Consider the following 12,584-nt stretch of genomic DNA (forward strand, 5'->3'; position numbering starts at 1 on the left):
ATTTTTATTTATACAGATAATATCTGCGAATATTGTAAATTAGCTATTGGATTAGTGCCCAAACCGGCTGGTAAACTGCAACCCTACAACCCATACATCTTCGGCGTAAGAGACCCATTCAAACGCCAAGCCGCTATCTTGAGTAAACCCATAATATAGCCCTGCACCAGCAGCAAATTGCTGATCGCTATTGTCATCAATATTAAGAGGGCCACTCGTTTTGGTTTCTAGCCAACTGATCCCCGCTAGGCCGTATAGCTCAAATCCTGAATCATTAAAGATAGCTGTTTGATATTGGGCAAATAACGCCGCGCCTCTGTAATCAATCTCAGCATTAAGACTGCCGTTTTGACTTAAATCGACTTGTCCTAACTCAACGCCGCGCAATTTAAGCCACCAGTTATCTGTAAAACCATAGCCAAGCTCAAGATTGTAAGAAAGGTCGTAGTCATTATCCTTATCAATGTCGGTGTAAAGCGTTGGTTCAAGGTTTGCGGCACCGACTCCTACACCAATCGAATACTGTGCATAAGCAGGCACTACACACGCTAAAGTGACTAGCATAAAGACCGATATAGCGCTTACTATCCGAAGTTTTCTCTGACGCGCCAAAGCTAACATAAGTAAAGTAATAAGACCGGCTAAGTTCATCGCGCCACCACCAGTGATCGTTTTACCGTCAGGTCCATTGTTGTTGCTGATATCCTCGCCATCATTGATACCGTCATTATCGGAGTCAACATCTAAATGATCTGCTATACCGTCATTATCAGTATCTAACATTTCTCTATCATCCCTGACGCCATTCCCATCACTATCGCTGCCTGAAATGACACCATTTACGTCATAATCAACACCGTCATCAATGCCATCAGCATCGGCATCAAAACCTGTATAGAACGCTTGCTGTGGGTTTTCATCAACATCAAGAATTCCATCTCCATCATCGTCGTCATCAGCATGATTGGCATAACCATCGCCATCGAGATCTGGCAGACTACCGAATGCGCCAACAGCACCATCGATGATATCGACAAGCCCATCATGATCCATATCGATAGTATCGTCTAATCGTCCATCCTGATCTGCATCCATCTCGAGGGGCAAGCCAAAATTGATTAAGTCAAAGACTTCACCGTCACTCTTTAACTGAAGAAAATCAGGCTTGGTATCACTATTGGTGTCGATAAGCATCTCGACAGTATTAATCATACTCCCAGGATCATCATTAAACCCATTGCTATCGGCATCCTCAAGTCCTGCTTCTAATACATCAGCAACGCCATCATTATCAGAATCTAAGTCAAGATGGTTCGCGCTGTGATCTTGGTCAACGTCAAGCTCTGCCAATACTTCAATCACTGCCGTTATTGATGTTAAATTGTCATCAACGCCGTCAAAGTTGATGTCAACTCGCCCGTCATCTATCTGGTTATCTCCATCAACATCGGCATCGAAAAAGTCGATAATGCCGTCTTCGTCACCATCAGTAAGCCCTTTTCTCGTTGATATAGAGTTGGTCGAAACTGAATTTATGCCAGATTTGGCGTTTGGTTCGGCGTTTGAGTTACTATTTTCAGTAGCTAGTAATACGGAGACAGAAAATTCAGCAGCATCACTAATACCATCATTATCTGAATCTGCATCATTGGCATCTGTCGCCCCATCGCCGTCAGTATCGACATCGCTCTCAACCAGATTAGGTATACCATCACCGTCACTGTCTTGCCCCAGAAGGATCAGTGCTATTAACGCTTCAATTTCCGCGACTTCATCAATATCTGCAACAGCGTAATTAGCGACGGCATTATTGAGCAGAGCCAATATACTGTCTAGCTGCTCTAATGTTGCATTACTGACTCCGGCATCGAGATAAACTTGAGCAAGTAATTCTGCAGTGTCACCATCGAGCTCTGCAAAACCACTAATCAGCGCAAGCGCATGCTCGGGAATAGTCTTCACCATTACAGTGAACTCTGATGAGACAGTTTCAGTTCTACCCGCATCATCGAGATAAGTTGTTATTACAGAGATAGCTTTGCCAGCCTCCTCACTCGTCAGCACATAAAAATTATCTTCGCCACCGATACTGCTGCTTTGTTCATTCAAATGACTGAACCACTGATAGCTCGCAGCTGGCTCGGTTATGCCATCAATATCATCAATTACCGCAGTGATGGTTTGCTCAACAACTTTATAGCCATCAATGCGCACACTACCAGGGCTGTTAGTTGGGTAGGCAAAGTTAGTTGATTCCAAGTTACCGTTTTCAGCACTGTCTTCAACAACATCGGCAGGTAACTGAACCAAGACATCTTTACCAACAGATGTCACAGCGCCCTTAAGAACATATTCATCCTTTTCTCCCACTAAACTTAACGCTACGCCGTTTTCAATTTGAAAATCTTCTAACGTTAACCCAGTGACAGGCTCAGTAAAGAGCAGATCTAAAGCAAACTCTTCTCGCTCTTCCATTGCCAGAAGCGATAAGGTCAACTCAGGTTTAAGGCTATCAAAGTTAACCTTGAACAACTCTGAGACTAGACTCAATCGGCCACTCTTATCGGCCGCTGCACTCTCTTTAACTATTAGTGACACCTCACCTTGTTCGATAGGCGTCACGAGAACGCTATAACCTAGCCCCTCACCGCTCCACTGAGATAAGGTCGCATTGGTTAGTTCAATACCTGAGATATCAAAGCCTTCGACCTCCTCACTAAAGATCAAATTAGCGGTAAATGCACTATTAACGTCCCCCGTAGCGCCGTTAATCACAACCGTTGGCGGCGTATCATCATAGATAACGCTGAACGGCTCAGCCACGGTATTGCCGTTATTGGCCGAGTCCACTGCAACATCCGCAGCCACATCCACCGTCACATTGCCTGCGGCAGTCGGGGTGATTAGTGCCGTATATGTTGTACCGCTTCCACTGAAGTTAGTGACCGATGCGTTGCTTGCCGAAATATCGCCAATTGCAAAACCAGTCACCGACTCACTAAAGCTGAAGGTTGCGGTAAATGCGGCATTAATATTACCGCTAGCACCGCTAATCGCGACACTTGGCTGACTGGCATCATAAGTAACACTGAGTTGCGTTGCTGCTGTATTGCCATTATCCGCAGCATCTTTAGCCACTGCGGCGGCGACATCCACCATAACGCTACCCGCAGCCGTTGGGGTAATGGTTGCGCTATAGCTTGTGCCAGAACCACTGAAGCTTGAGACCGTTGCGTTAGACACCGAGATATCATCTGCAGTGAAGCCTGTCACCGACTCACTAAAGCTGAAGGTTGCGGTAAAGGCCGCGTTAATATTACCGCTAGCACCTGAAATAGCCACACTTGGCTGACTGGCGTCATAAGTAACACTGAGTTGCATTGCCGCTGTATTGCCGTTATCTGCAGAGTCCTTTGCTACATTCGCTGCGACATCCACCGTCACGTTACCCGCAGCCGCTGGGGTAATGGTTGCGCTATAGCTTGCACCAGAACCACTGAAGCTGGAGACCGTTGCGTTAGACACCGAGATATCATCTGCAGTGAAGCCTGTCACCGACTCACTAAAGCTGAAGCTGGCCGTAAATGCGGCATTAATATTACCGCTAGCACCTGAAATCGCCACACTTGGCTGACTGGCATCATAAGTGACACTCAGTTGCGTTGCCGCTGTATTGCCGTTATCTGCAGAGTCCTTTGCTACATTCGCTGCAACATCCACCGTCACGCTACCCGCAGCCGCTGGGGTAATGGTTGCGCTATAGCTTGTGCCAGAACCACTGAAGCTTGAAACCGTGGCGTTACTGGTCGAGATATCATCTGCAGTGAAGCCTGTCACCGACTCACTAAAGCTGAAGCTGGCAGTAAAGGCCGCATTGATATTACCGCTAGCACCTGAAATCACCACACTTGGCTGACTGGCATCATAAGTAACACTCAGTTGCGTTGCCGCTGTATTGCCGTTATCTGCAGAGTCCTTTGCAACATTCGCTGCGACATCCACCGTCACGCTACCCCCAGCCGTTGGGGTAATGGTTGCGCTATAACTAGCGCCGGAGCCACTAAAGTTTGAAACCGTGGCGTTACTGGCCGAAATATCAGTTATCACAAAGCCAGTCACCGATTCACTAAAGTCAAAGGTTGCGGTAAAGGCCGCATTGATATTACCGCTGGCACCTGAAATCACCACACTTGGCTGACTGGCGTCATAAGTCACGCTAAGTTGCATGGCCGCTGTATTGCCGTTATCTGCCGAGTCCTTTGCTACATTCGCTGCGACATCCACCGTCACGCTACCCGCGGCCGTTGGAGTAATGGTTGCGCTATAGCTGTTACCTGAGCCACTGAAGTTAGTGACCGTTGCGTTTGATACCGAAATATCGCCAATTGCAAAACCAGTCACCGACTCACTAAAACTGAAGCTTGCAGTAAAGGCAGCGTTGATATCACCGCTAGCACCTGAAATAGTGACACTTGGCTGACTGGCATCATAAGTCACGCTCAGTTGCGTTGCCGCTGTATTGCCGTTATCTGCAGAGTCCTTTGCTACATTCGCTGCGACATCCACCGTCACGCTACCCGCAGCCGCTGGGGTAATGGTTGCGCTATAGCTTGTGCCAGAACCACTGAAGCTTGAGACAGTTGCGTTAGACACCGAGATATCATCTGCAGTGAAGCCTGTCACCGACTCACCAAAGCTGAAGCTGGCCGTAAATGCCGCATTGATATTACCACTGGCACCTGAAATCGCCACACTTGGCTGACTGGCATCATAGGTAACACTGAGTTGCGTTGCCGCTGTATTGCCATTATCTGCCGAGTCCTTTGCTACATCTGCTGCGACATCGACCGTCACATTGGCGGCCGTTGGGGTAATGGTTGCGCTATAGCTTGCGCCAGAACCACTGAAGCTTGAGACAGTTGCATTTGATACCGAAATATCTGAGCTATCGAAACCTGTAACCACTTCACTAAAGCTGAAGCTGGCAGTAAAGGCAGCGTTGATATTACCGCTGGCACCGCTAATAGTGACACTTGGCTGACTGGCATCATAAGTGACACTGAGTTGCGTTGCCGCTGTATTGCCGTTATCTGCAGAGTCCTTTGCTACATTCGCTGCAACATCCACCGTCACGCTACCCGCAGCCGCTGGGGTAATGGTTGCGCTATAACTAGCGCCGGAGCCACTAAAGTTTGAAACCGTGGCGTTACTGGCCGAAATATCAGTTATCACAAAGCCTGTTACCGATTCACTAAAGTCAAAGGTTGCGGTAAAGGCGGCATTAATATTACCGCTAGCACCTGAAATCGCCACACTTGGCTGACTGGCATCATAAGTAACACTGAGTTGCGTTGCTGCTGTATTGCCGTTATCCGCAGCATCTTTAGCCACTGCGGCGCCGACATCCACCATAACGCTACCCGCAGCCGTTGGGGTAATGGTTGCGCTATAGCTTGCACCAGAACCACTGAAGTTACTGACCGTTGCGTTTGATACCGAAATATCGCCAATCACAAAACCAGTAACGAGTTCACTAAAGCTGAAGTTTACCGTGAAGGCGGCATTAATATTACCGCTAGCACCGCTAATCACGACACTTGGCTGACTGGCATCATAAGTAACACTGAGTTGCGTTGCCGCAGTATTGCCGTTATCCGCCGAGTCTTTAGCCACTGCTGCGGCGACATCGACAGTCACATTGGCGGCCGTTGGGGTAATGGTTGCGCTATAGCTAGCGCCGCTACCACTGAAGTTACTGACCGTGGCGTTACTGGCCGAAATATCACTCATCACAAAGCCTGTCACCGATTCACTAAAGGTGAAGCTGGCAGTAAATGCCGCATTGATATTACCGCTGGCACCTGAAATCACGACACTTGGCTGACTGGCATCATAAGTCACGCTAAGTTGCGTTGCCGCAGTATTGCCGTTATCCGCCGCATCTTTAGCCACTGCTGCGCCGACATCGACAGTCACATTGGCGGCCGTAGGGGTAATGGTTGCGATATAGGTTGTACCTGATCCACTAAAATTACTGACCGTGGCGTTACTGGCCGAAATATCACTCATCACAAAGCCTGTCACCGACTCACTAAAGCTGAAGGTTGCGGTAAAGGGCGCATTAATATTACCGCTAGCACCTGAAATCACGACACTTGGCTGACTGGCATCATAAGTCACGCTAAGTTGCGTTGCCGCAGTATTGCCGTTATCTGCCGAATCCTTTGCAACACCCGCTGCGACATCGACAGTCACATTGGCGGCCGTTGGGGTAATGGTTGCGCTATAGCTTGCGCCTGATCCACTAAAATTACTGACCGTGGCGTTACTGGCCGAAATATCACTCATCACAAAGCCTGTTACCGACTCGCTAAAGATGAAGCTGGCCGTAAAAGCCGCGTTGATATTACCGCTTGCCCCCGAAATAGTGACATCAGGTGCACCATTATCAATAACAGTAATGCTAAACGACTCTTGGTAATTGGTCGCACCATCACTGACTTGCAAACAGACTTTGTAACTGCCCGCTGCTGTTACCGATTGGGTTTCAAAAGTAGAGCCCGTGACTTGAAATATATTATTATTAGCATCATTGCCAGCACCACAACTGCCATAAACAGAAGCGCCTTGGGCAACTAAGCTAAATGTAAAGCTGCCACTATCTATATCTACCGCACCAAGTGATCCAATTTGAGTGCCCACCCCAGTTGAACTTTGATTAATGCTCGTTGCGCTTAAACTAATATCCTCTGGTGCATCATTTTGGGCTGCGATATCAATATTGATAGTGCCAAAAGTAATATTACTACCACCACCGGAACCACTATTACCACCATCGTTTCCAACTAACGTTAATACTCCTGCGTTATCACCGGATGCATTGGCTGCACCAAGAAACTTTATACTCGTGGCTGTATCTAAATAGCTGTTTATGTTGGCTAGTGCGCCATATATAGACACAATAGTGGTGCCAGATCCCGTAATATTAAGACTGTAACTCGCCCCATCACTCGCGGTTACTACACCACCAACAATGCTCAACGTCAGTGTCATATTGGCAGCATCTGCATCACTAAAGCTAATAGCGCTTAAGTCCAAATTACCGGTCACATCTTCACTTACAACGATATCTGTGGGTAATACTCCATTTTGTATTGGGTTGTCATTCATCGCAGTAACAGAAATACTGCGAGTATCGTTTACTGCAGCTGCATTGGTATCTGTCGCGGTAAAAGTGATAGTGCGGTTATTGGTACCTGGACTATCTGAGGTATTTCTATAGCGCAAAGATTGCAGCACTTCCTGTACATTTGCATTGGTGGCATCACTATCAAAAGTAATAGTTAAGGCTGCGCCATTGGTCACAACAGCGCCAGATGCACTTAAGTCACCAATATCAGTACCGTTAGCCAGAATATTTGTGCCGGAAACAGTGATTGTTGTGCCATCAGCATCTAAATCACTTAAGCTGATTTCGTCGGTAGCTTCAGCGTTGGCCGTTATTTGTATCTCTAATGTGCCGCCATTCCAGTCAGCGTCACCGTCGGCATCAGACAGCGTAGCAGCGGCATCAATCAGGATGGGCGTCGCATTTTCAGTGTAACTGGCTGTAGCATTATTGACTGAAATTGTCGGAGCGGTATTAGCACCAGAGACATCATTTATCACAAAATTATGAAACTTTTGTCCTGCGAACCCAGGTTTGGCTGCTAATCCCGAACCTTGATGGCGGATCCTAACTTCGTCAACATTATCAAAACCAACGAGAGTATGAGCAGTAGTATCGTAGATATTTATTGCTACTTGTTTCCTAGCGACGATCGCTCCATCTCTGTAACCTACAACCTCTAGAATATCGACCGACCCAGTGACCTCCACCGTTTCAAAACTGCTAAAATCAAACTCGCTACCTGATTGCAGCCTGAAGACTAGCCAGATAGCAGCTAACCAACCTCCATCAGCGCTGTAGATTGCAACACCAGGAGCAGTACCGTTATCAGGGTGATATTGATTTGCACCGTAAAACCCAGACCCAGCAATTGCTGCGCCACAATCTGTTAATGCAGCAAATGCCACGCTGTCGGCATCATCGGTACATTTAAAGTCAAAATTGCCATGATGAGTACTGCTGGCTACAAATGACTTCTGCGGGCCAGTAACAGCCCCAACATCAGTTAAAATGGTACTCGTCGCAGCATTAGCTGAAATACTGAAAAATGATAATAGCAGTAGCACTAAACAGCCTAGCTGCTTAGCTAAAGACAAAACGGACAGGAGTAATTTACTCATAACTGACGCACTTCCATGTGTTAACGATTAATGTTCAAAACTTTTTACTTCAAGCTATTAACTTCAAATAGGCCACACTAAAGCCTGCAACTTTAATGTGCCCCAATCCATTGCTAGCAGTAAAACTGCTTCACTGTGATCTTGCTTTACTGCGGCGCAACGATAATGACTCGCAGCAAGCTAATTTCTGGACGGATAGATCCCATCTAACGCCATAATATAGTTAAGCGTTAAATAGGGCTGCTCTACCCCTATATAGGCACCACCACCTGTATTGCCAATCGCATTTTCACTCATTGGAGTCAAGCTATTTGCCGCAGCATACGCTTGGGTTGTCACTGAACCGCTGGCAGTCTTGGAGTCAGAGGTCTTTCCTTTTTCTAATTTCAGAGTTGCTGGGCCTGAAATTACTTCGCCACTAACAGGAATACCTTCAGGAATAGATACCGTAACCGAAGAACTGCCACTGCCTGTTGCAAGTACCGCATTAGTAGGAATATGCGTGGTGCCCTCTTTTGAGCTGGCAGAAAGAGTATGCTTGTGGGGGGGAAGTTGAGCAGTCTGCAAGGTAATGTTTTGCCGTCCACCTAACTGACCAATAACTCTATTAGCTTGCCCTGGAGGCTGACCTTGTCCGGTTACTGTTCGGCCACGCAGATCGGCTATGCCAAAGGTGACTCGACCATCGCCACCATAGTTAGTCCCTAGCAGGGAGAACAGAGAACCATTCTGATTGATCTCCATCAATTGCCCTTTACAAATAGTCCAATTTCTAGGCGCAAATGCAAATCCAACAGCTTTTATCTCTCCAATAAACGGGTCAGCCATAATATATCCTTATAAAACAGTTAATGATTCGGTTGTTACTGCGAGTAAAATATAACCTTGCAGCCTTATGCTTTTAGTGAATTGACTAAGATCTCAAACTCAGTTGGCGAATTAAGTGAAAGACAGAGATAACTTTTTTCAATTTTTGAGTGTTCGACATAGTAGCCACCATCTTCTAACAAACCACCGGCTACAAACTCAAAAATTGCGCTAAATGATGTGGTCGACTCACGTTTAGATTCCGTTATATGGGTGAGTGATACGGGTAATTGATTCCCCAATTGATCTTTAACGACAAATTGTTCACCAACTAATGACTTAATATTCTCGAAAGTAAACGGCTTCATGTCCCAACTCCTATTTGATTTATTATTAGATTGCTAGTTTGTTGGGTACCAAACCATTAATTGAGAGGGCGACTTTACCGACTCGACTGTAAAACCAAGATTCAGGTACATAGATATGGCTGCGGTATTACTCAAATCGACAACTAAAGTCATCGGCACACTCACTTTTGCAGCAGCTTGCTGTAGCGCGTTGACAACAGTTTTACCATAGCCCTTCCCTTGAGCTTGGGGGATAAACATCAGATCAACTAAATGGGCCACATTCGCACTAAAATCCACAACTGCTCGACCGATCCGCTCACTATGAAGCTGCACAATAAAGGTCATTGCATTTGGGTATTGATGGCCATAACCGGAGGTCTGCCAACATAGTTGTTGCTCAACCAGCGATTCGACAAAATCGGTGTCAGAACTTGCATTGAGGAGAAAGGAACGAGTGCTGCGAAATAGTGCTTCAATAAACGGCGCATCAGTTGAGCGCGAAGGGACTAGCGCTAAGCCGTTATTAAAATGTAATTTTTCCATCATCAATTCCGTTTAATGAACCACACTAGAACTCAGCCAAAGTATGCTTTCGCTCATGAAAGCAGTGAATACATTCATACTCCACTCGTTATTATAGATACCTAATTGATTGTTTTAACATTGCTTTAAACAATGCCGAACAAAAAATCCGTAATACTTTAGTGCAATAATCTTGCCTTCAATTCAACTCTATTACTTCTGGACGAGTCCGTTATTGCAGGCTAGTGAGATAGTACAGCCTACAAGCACAGCGAACGCTTCACTAAGCACAAAATCAACCAAAAGTACGATCAAAAAGCCGACCTCCTACGACATTAAGCGTATTCAAGTTGGGATTAATTAGCTCTCCCCTCTATCTTGCTCCGGATAGATGTTTATATATTGCACAATTCGAGGGGTATCGGCCTTGTTAGGGCTGCCTCCGTGAGGCAAAGCATGATGCCAAATAATAAGATCACCAGCCTTTGCGGCAATAGCGACCCCATGGAGATTTGGGAAGTGGTAAGGGTCATCACCCTCGGCTACAGATAATAAACCACCAGAAGCGACTGCGTTAAGCTTCTTATGGTAACCAGGAACGCAAGTAAACGCCCCTTGTTCAGGCTTAGTGTCGGTTAAGTACAGTATTCCTTGTAAGCCAAAAGTCGTTGCTTTGGCACGGTTAACATCGATATGCAACAAAGGACCAGGATAAGACCATAATTCTGTTTCCGGTGGGTTAAAGCCCACTCTATCCGTCGTTGTGCACAACTGGCTATCGATGCCAAAATGCCGATATAGCTGCCGATAAACTTGGCTGATAATTGACGCATTTCGATTAGCCGTCAAGGTAGGATGCTCAAACATTTGTACCATTGTTTTCTGCCACAGAGGGTGCGGCTCAGTCCAAGATGAAATCTCGTCGGCACGCTTATTTAGAAACTGCCATATTGCGCTAATGGTTGCCTCGCATTGCTTGGCAGGAATGGCGCTTTCGATGATAAGATAACCTAGCCGATCAAACTGCTGTAGCTGTTCCACAGACAGGATATCGGGTACTGTAAAAGGCTCTCCAGCACCTTTATTTTGGGGTATTTCCAACATAGCATCATCTGTTTGGTCTTGCTCAACCTTGGTCATTCTTTGCCATACCCACAACTCAAACTCTGTAAACGTCTGACTCGCATAGACGAAGCTAACCCACTCTTCTATTCCACACCCCAGCTTGTCCATTATAGCGACATCAATGGACCACTCCGCATCCTTAACAGCGGGATCTAAACCTCCCTTCAAATCCAACCTCGCCTTGTGCCAGACCCTTTTAATGCCAGCAATAGCCCTATCACCAACCTCGCTATAATCAGGTAATGTAATGCAAAGTTGTAACTGTTCAGTTTGCCAACGAAAATGCCACTCTGGCTCCTTTATATAATCAAATGATATCTTTGCACCGGCCACAAATTGATGCTCGATTGTGGCCTCTGGGATCGTCAAGTCTGATTGTCGCTCAGTGATAACGAAGCGTTTATAAACCGTTATTTCAGTTGACATTTTAAAATCTGGATATAGAACGCGGCACCAGCTATCACTGTCAGGAATGCTCAGCTCACATGCCAAACTGTCAATGCCTTGCTGCTGTAATATAAGTGCTGAATGTTTATTTAACTCGTAGACCGTTCCCATAAAAATTGGAGAGCATTCTGTTTCAACTAAAGGCGATTGAGTCACTGTAAACAGCTGCTCAGTTTCACGCCTCATATGAGTCAACCATGCCGACACCTGGACGCGTTCAGGAATGAGAACACCATCAGACTTTAAAAACTGCTGCAGATGAGCAAAAATGAAAATTTGTGGCTCTTTTTTCAAAGCATTTTTCATTGTCTCAGACACAATTAAATCAAACTCTACACCTTTTAGTGGGTAAAATTTCGTCGCATCTGCAATGATAATTTCGCTGATATAATCTTGTAACTCAAATTCATTAATTATTTTAGTGATGCCATCGATTGACACCTGATGGATATCAATGAGTGTCAGGGATAGCTTAATTGGACTCTTTTTCACTTTGTAATAACAGAGCAGCGGTAAGATGAGTAGTCCGAAAGGTCCCGTACCTGCATATAGAATATTAACTTCATTGCGATGGCAACTTTTATCCAATATTGCTTGTTCTATCCCCTGGATAAATAGCTGAGTTCTAACCAGATCTTGCGCACATTTTGCTGCAACCGTCGGTGACACGGCCAATCCGCCTGCAGTAAGACTCTCTCCAAAAGCAATATCATCCTCCTTAAGATCGTCAACCCCACTCGCCTCAGATAGAATGAGGGTTAGCGATTCTACACTCTGCTTCACTGCACCAATCTCACTCGGGTTTGAGTTTAAAATTGCACCGACATGCATGCTGACTTCATCTATAGACATCATTAACTTAACTCCATTTAATCCACTATCACTCCAATGTGATACCGACTAGCAATTTCCCTGAACAGACTCGCTCTTTGGTAGTCAAACTCGATTCACAAGCATTATGCTCTAGCTATTAAGCTGTAAATCGAAGCTAGCGCTTAAGTCCATCAGTTGAACATTAGCTAAATTTAAAATACTGCTTTATGA

Annotated in this window: 5 protein-coding genes; all 5 read right to left on the minus strand. The window is 45.8% G+C overall.

Features of this window, described 5'->3' with window-relative positions:
• Positions 1–51 precede the first annotated feature (51 nt).
• A complete protein-coding gene (locus tag JK628_RS15425; RefSeq protein WP_202285564.1) occupies positions 52–8,289 on the minus strand; it encodes an Ig-like domain-containing protein in 8,238 nt (2,745 codons plus the stop codon).
• Positions 8,290–8,469: 180 nt separating this feature from the next.
• On the minus strand, positions 8,470–9,117 hold the full coding sequence (locus JK628_RS15430; protein ID WP_202285566.1) for a phage tail protein: 648 nt from the start codon (positions 9,115–9,117) through the stop codon (positions 8,470–8,472).
• A gap of 65 nt (positions 9,118–9,182) precedes the next feature.
• Entirely contained in the window at positions 9,183–9,464 is a 282-nt protein-coding gene (locus JK628_RS15435) for a DUF6916 family protein (protein ID WP_202285567.1), read from the minus strand.
• A gap of 33 nt (positions 9,465–9,497) precedes the next feature.
• Positions 9,498–9,992 (minus strand): GNAT family N-acetyltransferase, encoded by a 495-nt coding sequence (locus JK628_RS15440; protein WP_202285569.1) that lies wholly within the window; start codon positions 9,990–9,992, stop codon positions 9,498–9,500.
• A 336-nt stretch (positions 9,993–10,328) separates the two neighbouring features.
• Positions 10,329–12,395, minus strand: coding sequence for a phytanoyl-CoA dioxygenase family protein (locus tag JK628_RS15445; protein WP_202285571.1), 2,067 nt, complete (start codon positions 12,393–12,395; stop codon positions 10,329–10,331).
• Positions 12,396–12,584: the final 189 nt, after the last annotated feature.

Source organism: Shewanella sp. KX20019 (assembly GCF_016757755.1).
GTDB lineage: Bacteria > Pseudomonadota > Gammaproteobacteria > Enterobacterales > Shewanellaceae > Shewanella.

Excerpts from the sequence above, each read along its gene's own strand:
- JK628_RS15425 (WP_202285564.1), bottom strand. The coding sequence starts at position 8,289 with ATGAGTAAATTACTCCTGTCCGTTTTGTCTTTAGCTAAGCAGCTAGGC.
- JK628_RS15430 (WP_202285566.1), bottom strand. The coding sequence starts at position 9,117 with ATGGCTGACCCGTTTATTGGAGAGATAAAAGCTGTTGGATTTGCATTT.
- JK628_RS15435 (WP_202285567.1), bottom strand. The coding sequence starts at position 9,464 with ATGAAGCCGTTTACTTTCGAGAATATTAAGTCATTAGTTGGTGAACAA.
- JK628_RS15440 (WP_202285569.1), bottom strand. The coding sequence starts at position 9,992 with ATGATGGAAAAATTACATTTTAATAACGGCTTAGCGCTAGTCCCTTCG.
- JK628_RS15445 (WP_202285571.1), bottom strand. The coding sequence starts at position 12,395 with ATGATGTCTATAGATGAAGTCAGCATGCATGTCGGTGCAATTTTAAAC.